17 protein-coding genes, 1 tRNA gene and 4 pseudogenes are annotated in these 16705 nt (G+C 56.8%); 13 read left to right on the top strand and 9 right to left on the bottom strand.

Annotation, left to right across the window (positions count from 1 at the left end; translation table 11 throughout):
* The first annotated feature begins 222 nt into the window (after nucleotides 1–222).
* The 7 genes from BM321_RS07650 to BM321_RS07620 all read left to right on the top strand — a co-directional run bounded on the left by BM321_RS07650 (nucleotide 223) and on the right by BM321_RS07620 (nucleotide 5447).
* Entirely contained in the window at nucleotides 223–984 is a 762-nt protein-coding gene (locus tag BM321_RS07650) for a carbon-nitrogen hydrolase family protein (RefSeq protein ID WP_092442089.1), read from the top strand.
* Nucleotides 985–991: 7 nt separating this feature from the next.
* A complete protein-coding gene (locus BM321_RS07645; protein WP_092442088.1) occupies nucleotides 992–1426 on the top strand; it encodes a GNAT family N-acetyltransferase in 435 nt (144 codons plus the stop codon).
* Between the two features lie 127 nt (nucleotides 1427–1553).
* Entirely contained in the window at nucleotides 1554–2195 is a 642-nt protein-coding gene (gene uvrY, locus BM321_RS07640) for a response regulator transcription factor GacA (protein ID WP_003182764.1), read from the top strand.
* Between the two features lie 2 nt (nucleotides 2196–2197).
* Nucleotides 2198–4021 carry an excinuclease ABC subunit UvrC gene (uvrC, locus tag BM321_RS07635; protein WP_092170234.1) on the top strand — a complete coding sequence of 608 codons (1824 nt, stop codon included), beginning with the start codon at nucleotides 2198–2200 and terminating at the stop codon, nucleotides 4019–4021.
* A gap of 32 nt (nucleotides 4022–4053) precedes the next feature.
* On the top strand, nucleotides 4054–4614 hold the full coding sequence (gene pgsA, locus BM321_RS07630) for a CDP-diacylglycerol--glycerol-3-phosphate 3-phosphatidyltransferase (RefSeq protein WP_092198777.1): 561 nt from the start codon (nucleotides 4054–4056) through the stop codon (nucleotides 4612–4614).
* Between the two features lie 63 nt (nucleotides 4615–4677).
* Nucleotides 4678–4753: transfer RNA gene (locus BM321_RS07625), tRNA-Gly, on the top strand.
* Between the two features lie 238 nt (nucleotides 4754–4991).
* A complete protein-coding gene (locus BM321_RS07620; protein ID WP_092442087.1) occupies nucleotides 4992–5447 on the top strand; it encodes an ATP-binding cassette domain-containing protein in 456 nt (151 codons plus the stop codon).
* Nucleotides 5448–5552: 105 nt separating this feature from the next.
* Here the strand turns inward: BM321_RS07620 and BM321_RS07615 are convergent, their stop codons facing one another.
* Nucleotides 5553–6449 (bottom strand): hypothetical protein, encoded by an 897-nt coding sequence (locus BM321_RS07615; protein WP_092442086.1) that lies wholly within the window; start codon nucleotides 6447–6449, stop codon nucleotides 5553–5555.
* Between the two features lie 109 nt (nucleotides 6450–6558).
* Here BM321_RS07615 and BM321_RS07610 point away from each other — a divergent pair, with 109 nt between their 5' ends.
* From BM321_RS07610 to BM321_RS29605, 4 genes and pseudogenes are all read left to right on the top strand, one after another.
* The gene (locus BM321_RS07610; RefSeq protein ID WP_092442085.1) at nucleotides 6559–6750 is read left to right on the top strand and encodes a SymE family type I addiction module toxin; all 192 of its coding nucleotides are present in this window, start codon (nucleotides 6559–6561) and stop codon (nucleotides 6748–6750) included.
* A 225-nt stretch (nucleotides 6751–6975) separates the two neighbouring features.
* Nucleotides 6976–7497, top strand: a complete 522-nt coding sequence (locus BM321_RS07605; protein ID WP_218190442.1) for a hypothetical protein — start codon at nucleotides 6976–6978, stop codon at nucleotides 7495–7497.
* Between the two features lie 549 nt (nucleotides 7498–8046).
* A pseudogene (locus tag BM321_RS30795) lies at nucleotides 8047–8263 on the top strand (DUF2274 domain-containing protein).
* A 512-nt stretch (nucleotides 8264–8775) separates the two neighbouring features.
* Entirely contained in the window at nucleotides 8776–9210 is a 435-nt protein-coding gene (locus BM321_RS29605; protein ID WP_139230475.1) for a hypothetical protein, read from the top strand.
* A 59-nt stretch (nucleotides 9211–9269) separates the two neighbouring features.
* On the opposite strand, the pseudogene BM321_RS30790 reads toward BM321_RS29605, so the two are convergent.
* The 4 genes and pseudogenes from BM321_RS30790 to BM321_RS07590 form a co-directional block, all read right to left on the bottom strand.
* Nucleotides 9270–9452: pseudogene (locus BM321_RS30790) on the bottom strand (hypothetical protein); the annotation flags it as partial.
* Nucleotides 9450–9782, bottom strand: a pseudogene (locus BM321_RS07600) (autotransporter domain-containing protein); the annotation flags it as partial. The pseudogenes BM321_RS30790 and BM321_RS07600, both read right to left, overlap by 3 nt.
* Before the next feature lie 145 nt (nucleotides 9783–9927).
* Nucleotides 9928–10350: a sulfotransferase gene (locus tag BM321_RS07595; RefSeq protein ID WP_256573393.1), complete on the bottom strand. Its 423-nt coding sequence runs from the start codon at nucleotides 10348–10350 to the stop codon at nucleotides 9928–9930.
* A gap of 165 nt (nucleotides 10351–10515) precedes the next feature.
* Nucleotides 10516–11166, bottom strand: a complete 651-nt coding sequence (locus BM321_RS07590) for an imm11 family protein (RefSeq protein WP_092442084.1) — start codon at nucleotides 11164–11166, stop codon at nucleotides 10516–10518.
* A gap of 836 nt (nucleotides 11167–12002) precedes the next feature.
* Here BM321_RS07590 and BM321_RS07585 point away from each other — a divergent pair.
* A pseudogene (locus BM321_RS07585) lies at nucleotides 12003–12334 on the top strand (IS21 family transposase); the annotation flags it as partial.
* A 245-nt stretch (nucleotides 12335–12579) separates the two neighbouring features.
* Complete coding sequence (locus BM321_RS07580) at nucleotides 12580–12996, top strand: hypothetical protein (RefSeq protein ID WP_092442083.1); 417 nt, start codon at nucleotides 12580–12582, stop codon at nucleotides 12994–12996.
* Between the two features lie 504 nt (nucleotides 12997–13500).
* On the opposite strand, the gene BM321_RS29600 is transcribed toward BM321_RS07580, so the two are convergent.
* From BM321_RS29600 to BM321_RS07565, 4 genes are all read right to left on the bottom strand, one after another.
* Entirely contained in the window at nucleotides 13501–13857 is a 357-nt protein-coding gene (locus tag BM321_RS29600) for a hypothetical protein (RefSeq protein ID WP_139230474.1), read from the bottom strand.
* A gap of 148 nt (nucleotides 13858–14005) precedes the next feature.
* On the bottom strand, nucleotides 14006–14827 hold the full coding sequence (locus tag BM321_RS07575) for an ABC transporter permease (RefSeq protein ID WP_092442082.1): 822 nt from the start codon (nucleotides 14825–14827) through the stop codon (nucleotides 14006–14008).
* The gene (locus tag BM321_RS07570; protein ID WP_092442081.1) at nucleotides 14824–15684 is read right to left on the bottom strand and encodes an ABC transporter permease; all 861 of its coding nucleotides are present in this window, start codon (nucleotides 15682–15684) and stop codon (nucleotides 14824–14826) included. The genes BM321_RS07575 and BM321_RS07570 overlap by 4 nt, the downstream gene beginning before the upstream one ends.
* Nucleotides 15681–15872 carry a hypothetical protein gene (locus BM321_RS07565; RefSeq protein WP_092442080.1) on the bottom strand — a complete coding sequence of 64 codons (192 nt, stop codon included), beginning with the start codon at nucleotides 15870–15872 and terminating at the stop codon, nucleotides 15681–15683. The genes BM321_RS07570 and BM321_RS07565 overlap by 4 nt, the downstream gene beginning before the upstream one ends.
* Nucleotides 15873–16705 lie beyond the last annotated feature (833 nt).

The following is a 16705-nucleotide window of genomic DNA, read 5'->3' as shown; positions in this document are numbered from 1 at the left end:
TCGCCCGGGCAGCCGCAACCGAGCGCGGGGCGCTGGCGGTTTGAAGCGGTGAGAGGGCGTTGAACATGGTCTGTCTCCGATGAATGGCCCTGAGCTTACTAGAGGGCAGGGCGGCGGTTCAATCAGAAAATTCTATCGAGGGCATGCAATTGTTCGCCCTGGCTTGAGTCCGCTGGGCTTTATGACAAACTTCAGGTTTGCACCGCCTCCCAGGGATGACCCATGACCGCTCCAGTCTTCGCCGCCGCCCAGTCGATTTCCGTCGCGGGAGACCTTCGCGCCAACCTCGCGTGTCATCAGCGTTTCATGCAGGCTGCCGCTGAGCAGGGGGTGCAGTTGCTGGTATTCCCTGAACTGTCGCTCACCGGCTACGAACGCGGCCTGGCGGCGGATCTGGCGATCCTGCCGGAGGACGCCGTGCTGCAACCGCTGCGTGACCGGGCACAAGCGCTCGGCCTGACCGCCGTGGTGGGCATGCCCATTCGGCTGTCGGCCGACGCTCCGGTGGTGATCGGCGCGTTGGTCCTCGCTGCCGACGGCTCCCTTGGGGTGTACAGCAAGCAGCATCTGCACCCAGGGGAAGAAATCGCCTTCGCCCCGGGCCATGGTGGCTCGATGCTGACAGTGGGGCAGGATCGCATTGCCCTGGCGGTGTGTGCCGATTTTTCCCACGCCAATCATGCTGCTGCGGCAGCCGGGCAGGGCGCTACGCTCTATGCAGCAGGGGTGTTGATCACCGAGGGTGGCTACGTGCCCGATACGACGTTGTTGCAAGGTTATGCCCGGCAGCATGCCATGACCGTGCTGATGGCTAATCATGGCGGCGTCACCGGAGGCTGGGAGTCGGCTGGCCGCAGTGCCATCTGGGGCCCGGACGGTTCACGGCTCGCGGCGGCACCGGGGCCGGGCGAGCTGTTGGTGATTGCCCGCCGCGACGTCAACGGCTGGGACGGGCAAGTCGTGCCGGTGACAGTGCTTCAATGAGGTCTTCATGAGCTTCGAGTGGCGTGCTGCAACGAGTGGGGACATCGACTTCGCCCGGCAGTTGACCTGCGACAACATGCTTGCCTATTACCTCAGGCATGATTTGCTCTGGCAGGACGAAGCGTTCGACCTGGCCTGGATCATTCGCCAGAACTGGATAATCAGTCGTGAAGGCCAGGCGCTGGGCTTTGTCAGCCTCAGTCGTGATGCCCGGGCGTTGTATATCCGTGAGCTGCAGATAAACGAGGCGTTCCGCGGGCAAGGCGCCGGTACCTGGACGATCGGACAGGTTTGGGACCTGGTGGCGCTGGAACGTCGCCCGGCGCTGCGCCTGACGGTGTTCAAGGACAATCCCGCCAGGGCGTTGTACGAACGCATGGGCCTGCGTGTCGTGGGCGAGGACGAGTGTTTCCTGAGGATGCAGCGAGACGCCGGTGCTTGACGCCTCGGATGTCGTGCCGATAAAGATGTGCTGTAACTTTTATCTGTCCCTTTACGCTAGGTCTGCGGGATGCTTTTTTGCTAAGGTGTTGTGCAACCCAAATAAGACCAAATCGTGAGGTGTCTGCTTGATTAGGGTGTTAGTGGTCGATGACCATGATCTCGTCCGTACGGGCATTACACGAATGCTGGCTGACATCGACGGCCTGCAGGTAGTTGGTCAGGCTGAATCCGGTGAAGAGGCGCTGATCAAGGCGCGTGAGTTGAAACCCGACGTGGTGTTGATGGACGTCAAGATGCCTGGCATCGGCGGTCTTGAAGCCACGCGCAAGCTGCTGCGCAGTCACCCGGACATCAAGGTGGTCGCGGTAACCGTCTGCGAAGAGGACCCGTTCCCCACCCGGCTGTTGCAAGCGGGCGCGGCGGGCTACCTCACCAAGGGCGCGGGCTTGAACGAGATGGTCCAGGCCATTCGTCTGGTTTTTGCCGGGCAACGCTACATCAGCCCGCAGATCGCCCAGCAGTTGGCGATCAAGTCGTTCCAGCCGACCAACGATTCGCCTTTCGATGCGCTGTCGGAACGGGAAATCCAGATTGCCCTGATGATTGTCGGTTGCCAGAAGGTACAGATCATCTCCGACAAGCTGTGCCTGTCTCCCAAGACCGTCAACACCTACCGTTACCGTATCTTCGAGAAGCTTTCGATCAGCAGTGACGTCGAATTGACACTGTTGGCGGTGCGCCACGGCATGGTCGATGCCAGCGCCTGAAAATGACTGAATTGTTTGATCCCAGCGCGTTCCTCTCCACCTGCAGCGGTCGCCCCGGCGTGTACCGCATGTTCGACAGCGAGGCGCGCCTGCTTTATGTCGGCAAGGCCAAGAACCTCAAGAAACGCCTGGCCAGTTACTTTCGCAAGACCGGCCTGGCCCCGAAGACCTCTGCCCTGGTGGGGCGCATCGCGCAAATCGAAACGACGATCACCGCCAATGAAACCGAGGCTCTGCTGCTCGAGCAGACGCTGATCAAGGAATGGCGCCCGCCGTACAACATCCTGCTGCGCGACGACAAATCCTACCCCTACGTGTTTCTGTCCGACGGGGCGTTTCCGCGCCTGAGCATTCATCGGGGGGCCAAGAAGGCCAAGGGCAGGTATTTCGGCCCTTATCCCAGCGCCGGGGCGATTCGTGAAAGCCTCAGCCTGCTGCAGAAGACCTTCTTCGTTCGCCAATGTGAAGACAGCTACTACAAGAACCGCACTCGGCCCTGCCTGCAATACCAGATCAAACGCTGCAAGGCGCCTTGCGTGGGGTTTGTCGAGCCCCAGGTCTACGCCGAGGACGTGCGTCACTCGGTGATGTTCCTGGAGGGCCGCAGCAATGCGCTGACCGATGAACTGTCGGCAGCCATGGAGGACGCGGCAGTCAACCTTGAGTTCGAACGGGCCGCCGAGCTGCGCGACCAGATCGGTCTGCTGCGCCGTGTGCAGGACCAGCAGAGCATGGAAGGCGGCAGCGGCGATGTCGATGTGGTCGCGGCGTTCATCAACCCGGGCGGCGCCTGCGTGCATTTGATCAGCGTGCGCGGCGGTCGGGTGCTGGGCAGCAAGAACTTCTTCCCCCAAGTGGGTATCGAGGAAGACGTGGCCGAGGTCATGGCGGCGTTTCTGGGCCAGTACTACATCAGCAGTCCGGAACGGGACTTGCCGGCCGAGTTGATCGTCAACGTGGTCCATGAAGATTTCCCGGCCCTGATCGAAGCCATCGACAAGCTCCGCGGTCGTGAACTGACCATCAGCCACCGTGTTCGCGGCACCCGCGCCCGTTGGCAGCAACTGGCCGTGACCAACGCCGAACAGGCCCTGGGCGCGCGCCTGGCCAATCGTCAGCACGTGGCGGCGCGGTTCGATGCCCTGGCCGATGTCCTCAACCTGGATGAGCCGCCGCAACGGCTGGAGTGCTACGACATCAGCCACTCCAGCGGCGAGGCGACCGTGGCCTCCTGTGTGGTGTTCGGTCCGGAAGGCCCGATCAAGTCCGATTACCGCCGTTACAACATCGAAGGCGTCACGCCGGGCGATGACTATGCCGCGATGCATCAGGCGTTGATGCGGCGCTTCGGCAAGCTGAAGGACGGAGAGGGCAAGTTGCCGGATATCCTCCTGGTGGACGGCGGCAAGGGCCAGTTGTCCATGGCCCGCGATGTGCTCAATGAGTTGATGGTCCCCGACCTGATCCTGCTCGGCGTGGCCAAGGGCGCGACACGCAAGGCCGGTTTCGAGACCTTGTACCTGAACGATGCCGCCCATGAATTCACCCTCAAGGGAGATTCGCCAGCGCTGCACCTGATCCAACAGATCCGCGACGAAGCCCACCGTTTCGCCATCACCGGACACCGTGCCCGCCGTGGCAAGACGCGCCGCACGTCTACACTTGAGGGTGTGGCAGGCGTCGGCCCGACGCGCCGTCGCGACTTGTTGAAACATTTTGGTGGATTGCAGGAACTGTCTCGTGCCAGCATCGAGGAGATAGCCAAAGCACCCGGTATCAGTAAAAAGCTCGCAGAGTCGATTTATGCAAACTTGCATAGCGAGTAGAATGCCCGTCAACCTCGTAGCCAGTTGTGCCGATGAATATCCCAAACCTGATTACCGTTCTACGCGTCCTGCTCATCCCGATCTTCATATTGCTGTTCTATTTGCCGTACCACTGGAGCTACGTGGCCTCCGCCTCGGTCTTCGCCTTCGCCGCCGCGACGGACTGGCTGGATGGTTACCTGGCCCGACGCCTGGAGCAGAGCACGCCGTTCGGCGCGTTCCTTGATCCGGTGGCCGACAAGCTGATGGTCGCGGTGGCCCTGGTGCTGCTGGTGCAGGAACATGGCAACCTCTGGCTGACCTTGCCGGCGGCGGTGATCATTGGTCGCGAAATCGTCGTCTCGGCACTCCGGGAATGGATGGCCGAACTGGGCGCTCGCGCCCAGGTCGCCGTGTCGAACCTCGGCAAATGGAAAACCGCCGCGCAGATGCTCGCGCTGGTGATCCTGCTGGCCAACCCGTCTGATTTCAGCTTCTGGGTGCTGTTGGGCTATGCGCTGCTGCTCATTTCCGCAGGCTTGACGTTGTGGTCGATGGTCCAATACCTGCGCGCCGCCTGGCCGCATCTGCGGACGGATGTAGAGCCGAAATAAAACTTTTTTGAATCAAAGGGTTGACGGCGTAATCTGAACCTATAGAATGCGCCACACCAAGACGCGGGAATAGCTCAGTTGGTAGAGCACGACCTTGCCAAGGTCGGGGTCGCGAGTTCGAGTCTCGTTTCCCGCTCCAAGATTCAGAAAAAAGCCACTCAGAGGAGTGGCTTTTTTTCGTGTTTTGGAAATACCTTCACTCATGGCTATGGGATATCGAAGCGAGCGGGCGCCTTGCCAGTACGGTTGAGATGCTTTTTCCTTCTTTCCGATTTTTGTGGTAAATACTCTCGCCTCAAGAAGCACCTCCCCCCTCATGTGTCGCTTCGCGAAACCTCTGGCCAGACGGCTGGATCAATAGAGAAAAGAGGTCCGGCATGGAGCCACAGTCGACACATTCGCTCATCGCCATGAGCGATGTCTGCCAGTCTTATCCTATGGCGGGGCAAAACATGCCCGTTCTGCGTGATGTGACGCTCAATATTCAGCGTGGGCAAACGTGCGCGATTCTCGGTACATCCGGTTCCGGCAAAAGCACACTGCTGAACATCTTAGGACTCCTTGACCGTCCGGCATCTGGCCAGTTCTGGTTCGCTGGCCGCAACATGGTCGAGGCGACGGCTGACGAGCATGCTCAGCTACGCAACCGTGAGATCGGTTTCGTGTCCCCCAATCCGCCATTCGTGGCGGCGGCCCCTTCATGGAACAAGTGCTTGGCCTTCCGTACTCGCATAAGCAGGAGATGCGGTCAGGTCCGCCACCAATCCTCGCGCATCCAGTCCATCGACCGATTGGTGAAGAAGAATGAGGCGCTGGGCCTGGTAAGCCGTTAGATCGACATGGCCATTGGCATCTGTCGCCTGGGCCAAGGCAACCAGATCAGCGGTGCGACCAGTGTGTGACGTATCGTTCATGGCGGAGTCCTTTCAACATGAGGGTCAACGGAAAAGCGGATAGTCTCGTTTAAGTCGCGCTTCGACGGCAGCAGCCAGCGGATGTGGCTCAACTTGAGGAAGGTCGCGCACGATTGCCCATGGGGCATCGATCAGGAAGTGGTCTGTCTTGAATTCGGGAAGTTCGTCTCTGCGCCGCAACGCTTGCACAGCCAGCAGCTCGCCCGGGAAAAGACGATCGATGTCGCGATCGAACTCGTAGAACGTCGATCCCGTACTGTGCTTGCTTCGACTGATATGGAAGTCGGCAGCGCCTTGCATCACATTGACGAAAACGGCTTCATCAGTGGTTCGCCAGTTTTCCAGCAGCGCTTGATACTCTGCAATCACAGGCCTTTGAGGTGCGAAATCCGTAGGAATGCCAAACGCATTGGAGAAAAGGAAAGCCAGGAAGGCATCATTCGTTCCATCAGCGACTCTGCGTGATTGCGCGACAGTGTTGATGCGCTGATCCTTCTCTGCCATCTCCAGGAAACGCTTGCCGCAGACCCTGGCCTCATCCCACCATGACAAAATGGCGGGGCCGGCGGCTTTCATGCTGTCCCAGAATTGCATCGGCCAATTTCCGAGGTCGGGATGCATCTCGCTGTGCATGCCGTGCCATCGCAATACCAATGCGCGAATCGCTACCGTCCATTGCAGGAAGCGGTCAAGTTCCGCTATGTCGGAGCGGAAGTACGCATCGCAGGTTGCAACATTGAAGTAATGCCCAAGGCGATCCAGCTGAAGTCCCGCCTTGGGATCGAGCGGGCCAGGAATTTCCAGAAACTTCTCGATCGCAGCAGCATACCGATCATAGTCGCCCGTCTTTTGAACATGCTCCATCCATTCTCGACACTCCTGCGGAAGCTTCTTCAGCGAGGGATGAAACGGGAGCGGCATGTCATAGGCCCTGTCGGCGATTCGAACGCATTCTAACCTCTGAAAACTGGTTAAGGATACGGTTGGGGAGCCAGGATGCCGTCCGCATGCGTAGCTTTTAGTCCACTCAGTGCCGGATCCTGCTTCTTGTCTCGGCGCGCACGCCACCGCTGGCAACCATCACGTACCGGTCCTTCGCCTGAGCGACCTGTGGCTGGAACAGCTTGGCTTCGCCATTGGTAGCAAGGTACGGATCACCGTGCGTACTGGCGAGGTGGTGGTGTCGGTGGTCGAGGGCGATGCGGGCAGCACGCAGACCTAGCCCGTGAAAGGAGGCGAGATTGTCGCTACCATGGCAGCGAGTGGCCTGGGCAAAGTGATCCAGGCGCTCTCGGCTGCGACATCGACACCATTCAGAGGGTTACGTGTGCCCATTGCAAAGCACCTAGTGCGCCTTCCACTGTTGGCGCTGATGATCGGCTTGATAGCCGGATGCGGCGGGCCGTCACAGCCCGCAAGCAAGCCCATCGCAGAGGAGCGGAGTGAAATGCGAACTGTCGTGCCGTTGGTGCGTGATTTGGCCCCTCATGACGCGGGCCCGATTGAAGTGGAGTTCGACTTGCCCGCACAGGCCGATGACGCGGAACCGCCGATCTTCATCGGCGTGCGACTGACAGGCCGTGATTCGGCTGCGGTGGCAGATGCCGGCGACCGTCTGGTGCGTGCCGGTGTGGGGGCGGTTCTGCAACTGGAGCGCGTCCAGCGATCTGGCTCTGCCAAGGTGGGATTGGAGCGGAGTCAACGCGTCGACAGAGAGCAGGAGGCGCCCGTTGCCTTGGCTGCCGACGGTGTTGCGCCGAGCTTGTTCGCGTTCGATGCAGATCCGATGGCGATGCAGGAAGCTGGCCTGTCTTCGGCGGAGACGGTGTCCGAGGAGTTCGCATTCGCTTACAGCCCATCACTTCCCGCGGGTCGCTACCGGCTCAGTCTGCGGATTGATCGGAATCGCGAAGCGCTGATCGATGCGAGCGCACAGCTGCTGATTGCCTACACCCGGAAGGCAAAGTAAGGGACGCACGCCATGGACGATCACGACAAGCGCTATACGCTCACGGTACAGCGTCATAGGGTGTGGCAAGTCCATCAAGACCGATTCGATATGGTCTGATATCCCCATGGTTTCACACGGCGCGCGGTCCTGCTCAATGCCAGCTAAACGTAGATAAATCCGAGCATGTCATGCTTGATTTGGCATCTTGATATATTGAAATAGCATCCAGCAGCGATGTGCTATGGAGTGTTTGAAACTACTGTGTGTCGCTCCCAATCGGAGGCGAGACGACGTGATCGACACAATGGCGGAGCCTATATATGACGCTGCGATTGGCGCTATATGTTGATGCTACGGGGATAGCGAATGCTCGATAAAGAGAACAGCCGTGTTGCCTATGGATAGAGCCGCATGCAAGTGATGTGAAATCGCGCCATCATGCTGTAGACGTCATCGCTCACGCTCGCGCTCGGACCTCTGTCAGCTGGTCCGCTGGTGCGCAGGATCATCAACCGCGACTTGGTGCTGCGATAGTACCGGCCAATTTCTTATATTGAGGAATCCCGCATGAGCGAGACGCGCAAGCTACGACTGTTGCCATTGCTGATGTACGAGGGAGCTAAGCTGATCTTCGCTTGTCAAGCCTGCCTAATGATCGCTACGCGGCGCTTCACGCGCAGACTTCCGGCGAAGCGGTCGATGCTGCGACGATGATTCCGCTATAGCTGAAGTCTTTCTGGGTGGAGAATCGTACATGCTCAGAGGGGAAGCGCACGTTCCATAGGTTTAGCGCAATATAAAATTCAATAAATAGTTTGGCTTGCACGCGCTGATCGGATTTCTGGTTCTAGAGGGAAGCTCCACGATTTGGCAATAGCACACTTGCACTATAGCTTCGATACGGAGCCTCATCTTAACCTGCTGGCGGACCTCGGGTACTTCTTATCGAGTTGTTGCAGGGTGGGCGGCCATCCTGCTTTCAACTCCTAAGTATTAATAAGGATTTTACAAAGCTGTAAAGTTTTCTGGCTCTGGCAGATTATGATTAACCCATAAAGAATGAAAAAAATATGAAAAGTTAAAATTTGTTGCAGTGGCTTCTGTTCTGGTAGCATTGGTGAGTTTGGCGCTTGTAGGGGCAGAGGGGGAGTCGAGTTATAGAAGGGCCTCTGGAGCGCGAACCCAATGTCATTGACTATGCATCTTCGTTGAACTGATGTCTGCCGCAGATCCGATCTTCTGCGCCCCTACATTATTGCTTCATGATTACAAAATTATTTCTTATGAGGATAAAAGATGAGGGTTATTGGAGCGACAACGATTTTATTATTACCAGTACTCCTAATATCGGGCTGTGCGACCATTGCGCCGGAGCGGACCGCAGCAGAAAATCTCATGGGGAAAAATATTCAAGAAGCTTATAAAACATTTGGCAATCCATGGCTGACTGGTGTCGAAACTAGTGTTGCGCCTGAGAGCAAATTCTATGGCCATAAGTGGTATTTTTTTGAAACCCGAGTTTTAAACTATGACGAACAAAAACTTGTCGGCTCATATATGGATACGTCATCTGGCCAACTGCAACATGTTGAGCAATACGAAACTCAGCATAAGCGTGATGCTTGCAGCATCGGGTTTTGGGCTGATGCAAAAACCAACATAATCGATTATTATCAAGTAAAAGGAAACTGCGGTTGGGGAGGGTTAGGGTTTGGCCAGACCCTGTGGTAACGTCTAACTAGCATATGTCGCGCTGAACGGTAATTTACCACGTCAGCGCGTATCCTAAATTAGCCGCCAAATGGAGCCTTTTTTATAGCCCCCCCCCGGTGTGCTGTTCGCGAAATAACCAACTCTATTTGCACGGTCTCTAACTCCTCGCCAGCACGTTGGATTTTGCTCAAAATCTCCTCTCCATTTGTGTTCCAAACGTACCGGGTCGGCTGAGCATTTCGTAGTGCTATGAATGTGCTGGGCATCAGATTGGGTGCCATGGCTGGCATGCGCAACGTGCCGGTATCCAGCAGATCGCGCATTCGAGTCCCCAGCACCCCGAATACCACTTGGCTATTAGCGATCAGGGCGGTCGAGGTATTGCTGTGATAGTCGCCGGAGAGTTGATCTACGGCGTTACGCGTGCTTTCTGCATCCAGAACCATCAGATTGTTGTAGAGGCGCAGGGACTCTCCACTTTGCTCCAGTGCGCTCAACGCGCCAGCGGTATTCCACTGATTTGGGGTGAGCGTTGCCGTCTGAAAGATGCCGGGCGTAGTGGGAGACGGCTCTGTCGGCGGCGTAGTCGGTAGGTGGTTCGGTAGAGCGTGACGTCGGCGGGGCGGACATGATAATTAGCGCCATGCCCGCGAGCTACCTCCCCTAAGAGCCCCGACAACAATGCCTGCTGCCCGACGTGCTGGAAGATTGGCTGCCCGAAGGGCACCTGGCGTACTAAGTGAAAAAACTTGTAGAGGGGCTGTTTGTCCCGCGCCGTGGATTCGACGGCTTCCGGGAAGGTGATTTGCGGGTGCGCGACTTGGCAAAGCCGCAGGAGCGCTCGGCATCGTCATGCCAGCCTTGGAAAAATTGCCACTGTTCGACCTTTTCCGGTGCCCAGCTCAACAGGCGAGGCGAAAAGTCGATACCGGCGAAATCACAAAAGCGCGCCAAAGTGCTTCGCGTATCACCCATCAGGTCCTCATCACTGTCCAGGTACAGCACCTGACTGGCATCACACTGTTCGAGCACCCGCTCATGGATACGAGCCAGCTCATCGAAGCCGGATTCATCCGCATCGAAATAGGTGGTGCCACCGCTCTGGCTGACGCGATACAGCGAGCGCATCACATCCCGCGGCTGGCGGACCAGGAACACATGCCTGAATTGCGCCAGTCACGTGCTATCAATCGAGTCGAAGTCGACGAAGTAAGCAATCTCCTTGGAGAATTGCAAGCGGTGCGGTGGTGCTGGACGTTCGCCGAGCAACGTCATCGCCTCGGGCGGCCCGTTATTGATCCGACGGGTTTGTTCAGGGGGGGCTTACAGCGCGGAAGCATCCCGCAGTCGTACACCGTCCAGCGTCGCCTGGCTGAGGGCGTCGAACATCACCTGGTCGCAAATGGGGTCGAACCCGCTGCTGGGCTGGCGGAAAATGTGCGCGCCGCCTACAACCTCTTTCTTGAACACCAGCGAAGCGCCACCGGCAATGCTGTAGAACTGCACGTCCTGGTCGGTGATGAAGTCGTGCTCCACCTTGACCTTCACCCGGGAGGCCGGGGCGTCAAGCGCATCCAGCTCGCGAATCACATCGCACAGGTAGTACTGCGGTCCGGGAGTGCCATCGGCCAACGTGAAGTCACACGCAGCGAACGCAAAGCCTTGCGCGTCCACTGCATCGAAGACGTCTTTCAACGCCTGCGAAACAATCCAGATGCTGGAGTAAACCTCGAAATCGCGCGGCAATCCGCCTTCAGCCGGCACGCGCACCAGGTGAGGGCGTTCGGGGTACTGGGCAGGGTCGTCGTTGGGTGGATCGACCGTGTTCATGCCCGGCCGGCAGAGCGCCGCTTCGTTGGCAAATTGCAGGCCGTGCCCGATGCCGTCATTCCAGCGGCTGGGTTCCAGAAAGTAGAACTCGCCCTGGTGGGAATCCGTGTCAACTGAAACGGGAATGGCAGTCTGCTCGTTCATGGGCTTCCATCATGGATGCGGGGGTAGAACAGTACGCTGGGGCAGGCTGATCGTAGCTTGGGCGGGTATTGCGGACAAGGTTGGTGTGCAGCCGGCATACCCGCGCGAGGCTCAGTCACCTGTTCCAGGCACCTCGGGCAGAATTGCGGAAGGTGGCACTGCCAACGCCGCCTCGACGCTCGCGTCTGCCACGGCGGCAGCCTTGTCCCTTCAGGCCATTGAGATCGTGCACTACCTCTTGGGGATCATGCGGTCTGCTCAGCGCCACTTGCTGACGCACCGCAGCGAACTGAAAAAGCACATCAGCGAGAACACAATGCCGCCTTGAAGCGGATGGGTTATGGGAACCAACTGACTAAAGAGGTGCCGGCAATGACAGAAGAGGAAGGGGCCTTCTCGCATCGTGACGCCGAGCGACGCGGGTATCGCGATCGCATGCTAACCCAGCCGTCCCGGATCTTGGTGATCATGCAGCGATTGATGTAGTCACGCCGAGCAATGTCCCCGTGATAATTCGGACCATCATGTGCTGCCAGCACCACCCAGCCTCTTCTGAGGGCGTCGCACCGCAGGCTATCCTCGAAGATGTGCGGCAGACCGTTCACAGGCTGGCGGATGGTGCTGCGGTGTACGAGGGCATCTAAGCGACAGCGCTGTGGCCTGTTGACCGGAAGATAGCGGTCAACAGGTTTCGGGTCAGGCTGCTTCAGCGGCCAGATTGTTGCCGCTGACCGAAAACTGACCCATTAAAGGCTGTTCTGCCGACTGACCCAGGTGTTCAACTGCTTCTGCTCACTTTCCGAGAAGGAGAACACAAGGTGATCAGCATGGAAATGATGGGAAAAATTCGGCGGATGTACTTCCGCGACATGCTGTCGCTGCACCAGATAGCCAAGCGTACAGTCATTTCCACGAAACGCTGGAACAGGCACGCAAAGCCGATTCGCTTCGGGCAAAACACAACCGCAGAACCGCCAAGGCTCTCTTCGAACAGATCAAAGCCGAGGGCTACGACGGCGGCTACAGCCCGCTGACCGCCTTCCGCGCGTGGCGCGGCGAGCAAGGAAAACCCTTGCGAGCCTCTGTGCCGTTGACGTTCGCGCTGGGCGAGGCTTTTCAGTTCGACTGGAGTGAAGAAAGTCTGCTGATTGCCGGGCCGTATCGGAAACAGCGACGTCATGCGTTGAAAAGCGCGTCCCAGTAGATCGGTTCGCAGAGTGCATGCCTGTGCCTTGAGGTAGGTCTGAATAACCAGTGCATCGCTATGGCGAAGCGTCAGGAGACTCGGCAATTGCGAGACTCGATACTGTATCGAATCGACACGCCCAGTTGGTCCACTTACAGTGATACTTGCGTCACTCTCGTTGCACATCGACGAATTGTGACGCGTTAAGCGCTTATCAGGAGAACCAGATGAAACCTTGGTTGAAACCCCTCACTATCATTAGCTTGGCGATTTCACTAGGAGGATGCAATGCGTTCTTAGCAACCGGGAAGATCCCAACAGCTTCCGATCACTTGGCGATACCTCGTAATCTTCCGAACCAACGTCTGTTTGACTGCGCTGAACTCAGCATCAGCAAACTCTCCGCCACCGATAGTTCTTGGAGAGAGGTCACTTATAAGGACAGCACCAATGGAGTACTTGAATCCGGAACCTTTGACGATAAGAACCGCACCGGTTTCCGTATGCGCATCGAACGTGCACAAGGGGCGAATCAGGCGGATATAACAATTAGAGGTAGTGGTCCTTACTTTATTGACCTAGGGGTTACACAGGCGATGAAGAACCTCAAGACCTTGCTAGACTCATGTGTCTCTGGCAGGTAGCAATAGCAAAGCATTCATGGATTGAACACAACATGCCCAAGCATACGATTGAAGCAAGATCCCACCGAGCCGGCAGACTCGCCTTGAAAGCTGCGTGTTTATATGTAATGGGGCGTGGGGTTAACCGCATTATGTATCGCCGCTCTGCTGTCGACAAATCAGGGGCGTCCACGGAGCGCCGCTGACATCCACAGGCTGCTACCAGTCATTGGCTAGCACCGTCATTAACTGAAAAGTGCTCAGCAAAGCGATGGCTATCAGCGCGCTTAAGGTACTAAACCGTGACGACGGCCCTTGCACGCCAGACGCCCGGTTCGTTGCGCATTCTTACTGGGAGATTAGCTCGTACACTTTGCGCACGGCATCGTACTTGTAATCAGTCACCGTTTCGCTCTGGCCGTCAGCTGCTGGTACCGTCACTCGTAGCTGCGCAAGGCCACTGCCTATCTGCGTATGAGCGCCAGCTTGCCGGTCGTGTCGATGCATGGGAGGGCTCCGGCCGAGTCAGGGCCGCAATTTACGTCGGTTGAAATCGGCTTCGAGGGGTGTCAAGTAACGCCATCGCTTGTCGCCCGTATTCGACAGATCGTGAGGATTGAACAGCAGTATCTCGATCGTTCGCATAAGCTCCCCGGACACCAGATACCAGGTAGGCAGTGCCAGCAGCATGTCACCCGATGGGGTATTCCACGTCTGCGGTTCACGCTTCGTGTCGACTTCGTTGCCCTCGCTCGCTGCCGCCGAATTCGCCGATGTACGGTTCCACTCCTTGCAGCAGCCACGGCGACTTGCTGCCGGGTTGGCTGGTGACAAACGTGGCATGCGCCATGGTTGCTTTGGTACCAGGCGCAGGAAAGTCATTCTCCAGTTCTGCACCATATTTGTCCGGTGTCTCCCAGACAAAACCTGTGCAATAGAGCGTTCCGTTCAGTTCGAACTGAAAACCGTACTAGTGTCCATCGCGTTCAGAACGCGTACTGGTTTTTAAAGCATATGTTTGGAAAAAGTTTCATGGCCTGCGTCCGCTGCCAATTATCAAGAGTGAAAGCACAGTGAGGAAAATCACGAATACTGGCAATGCGAAGCTGAAAGGTGCAGCGACGGAATAAGGCATCAGCTGTGCAATCATGAGTCCAGGCTCGGCGGTTGGAGGACTGACTCCGACGCCTAAATAGGACAGTGTTGCTAAAGCCAGAATGGCTGAGGCAGCACCAGACGCGGAGAAGGTCATGAGTCTTGATGACAACTCAGGCCATACATGTCGGCGTATCACGTAGAGTGGACCGTGCCCCTGCTGGCGGCTGTCTGCCCCTGCTGGCGAAGCCAGCGCGGTGCGTGAGAGCGCTCGTGTCATGCTGAAGTATTCAGTCCATAGCACCAATGCGATAGCGCCATATACCGCCAGAAGATTTCCCGGAAATATCACGACAATGAGTAGCACCAACAGTAATCGGGGCAGGACGAGCAACACCTTGGCCAGCAGACTGAGACATTTATCCATAACACCGCCTGTCCAGCCGGCAAGGATGCCCAGCAGTATTCCGGGTACTGCGGCTGTGATGACACTCAACACAGCGAACCCTAGCGATAAGCCTACAGCGGCGGCTAGCCGCGCTAGCATGTCACGGCCCAGTTCGTCTGTGCCCAGGGGATGTCCATGCATGGGACCTGACAGGAGCGCTGTGCGATCCATTTCCACACTGCTCTCCCCCCAGATCAAGGGCACCAACACGGCAAACAGTATCAGCGATGCGAGAATGGAGAATCCGATGACGCGAGGCAGGGCATGCATTGCTGGAGAGTTGCTCTGGATAGCGGCTTCGTGGCTCATGAGTTTCTCCGACGAGAATCGATGGAGTGGTTTACCAGGTCAAGAATGGTTTTGAGGAGCACGAACATCAGCCCGATACCCAAAGCGCTACCCTGTACCATTCGTGAGTCGCGATCGGCGATAGCGCGCACCAGTTCCATGCCGATTCCAGGCCAGGCAAAAACTGTCTCAACGACAATGATGCCTTCCATCAGATACACGAGTTGAACGCCGAGAGCAGTCACTATCGGGCCCCTTATGTGACGCAAGCCGTGCTGCCTGAATACTGTGAATGCGGTGAGTCCTTCAAGTCGTCCGGACGCGTAATGGGGCGCTGAAGTGACTGCTAATGTTGCGTCTCGCGCGACAAGCGAAGACACTGCTGCCAAAGCCAAAGCGAGGCTGGCAGTTGGAAGGATTGAGTGAGCGAATGTGGCGTGCCCTTGAGTCGGAAGTAAACCCATGGCCACTGCGAAGATCAATACAAGAATAATCGCCAGCACAAATTGCGGAATTGCGCGTATTGCTGTGCTCAAGAGCAAAAGCGCGCGATCCACCCATCCACCCCTACGCAAGCCTGCAATGATCCCTAGTGGCGGCCCGATCAATAGAGAAAGTATTGACGCACCGACGGCCAGGGGTATTGAACTCCCCAGACTTTGAGCAACCCTGTCCAGTACGGGCTCTCCTGAGACGATCGAACTACCAAGATCAAAGGTCAGGACGTCACCCAACCAGCCCAGAAAAAGCCACAACACTGACTGATCAGGGCTCAACGGTGTACGGAGTTGAAGGATTATGGATAAAAATGTCAGTGTTCCAACCAGCACTGGAACCATGAATGCCTGCAATAGGCGTATGCTCAACAAGCGAATCATTCTGCATGCTCCTCGGCGAGATCAGGTTGCGGATTGTCAGTGGCATACACCGTGCTCACATTGCTGATGTAACGAAAGATGCTGTGCAGATCCAAAGGCTTTAACGGTAGAATCGCTCCAGTGGCCGGATCTTTCGCCACAGGCGCCCGTTCGCCGAGAGGTTTGGCACGGGTGGTATTAATAAGCATTGGATGTTCATGTCTTGAGAATACGCAAGTCTGCTCAAGCCAGGCCCGTGCAAACCGTGCTGATGGGAATCAAGCTCTGCGGTGTCCTGCAGTTATAAGGTGCGGTACCATGCCCCTTTCACCTGCAAGCCTTCTGAATGCATAAAGTAAATCAATGGCCAATATTTTAAATAGTACACCTGTACTATGTTTGCCTTTTGCGGGAAATGTTAGGTTTAACCAGGAATGGTGCCATCGCCGATTACAAGCTTTCGCCGTATTAAGAATCTTGATTTACCACAATCGTGAATTTCACGGTAAAACTTGAAAGGGGAATGTTCATTCTTGAGTGGCATAATGAAAGTTTCGGCGGCAGTTGTTTTGGCCACATCCGCAGCGTGCATTCCACTGCCCAGCTTGGCCGCGGACCCGGTCGCTCAAAACAATCCAGGCAGTCATCCTGATCAACCGAGTGCTGCCGAACTTGAAGCTGAAAGGCGTGATGAATTCGGAGTATGGTGCTGATAATTACGACGCGTCGGAAAGTGCTGGAAGCACGCTTTTCAGGCAGGTCAGGACTCTTTGGATTACTGCATGCGACGCATTACATGTCTGCTCAGAGAAATTGAGTCAACCGGTCGCATCGGTAGCGACTGTCTGGCGCTGTCGTTAACGCCAGCTCAGTCCTGTGAACAATAATAGTACGCATGTGCTATTGATGCACTCTGATCTGCGGGCTCAAATATGTTCAAAAAAATATCGCTTGAAAGAACATCAGCCTGCTGTGATTAATTTTTTGCGTCCTGCATCGTGGCTCCCTGATTTATTTAAGGAGCGCTGACGTTGCGCAGTCT

Origin of the sequence: Pseudomonas sp. NFIX10 (assembly GCF_900111955.1) — a bacterium.
In the GTDB taxonomy this organism is placed as follows: Bacteria; Pseudomonadota; Gammaproteobacteria; order Pseudomonadales; family Pseudomonadaceae; genus Aquipseudomonas; species Aquipseudomonas fluorescens_AA.
This window is presented reverse-complemented; position numbering and strand designations above follow the sequence as displayed.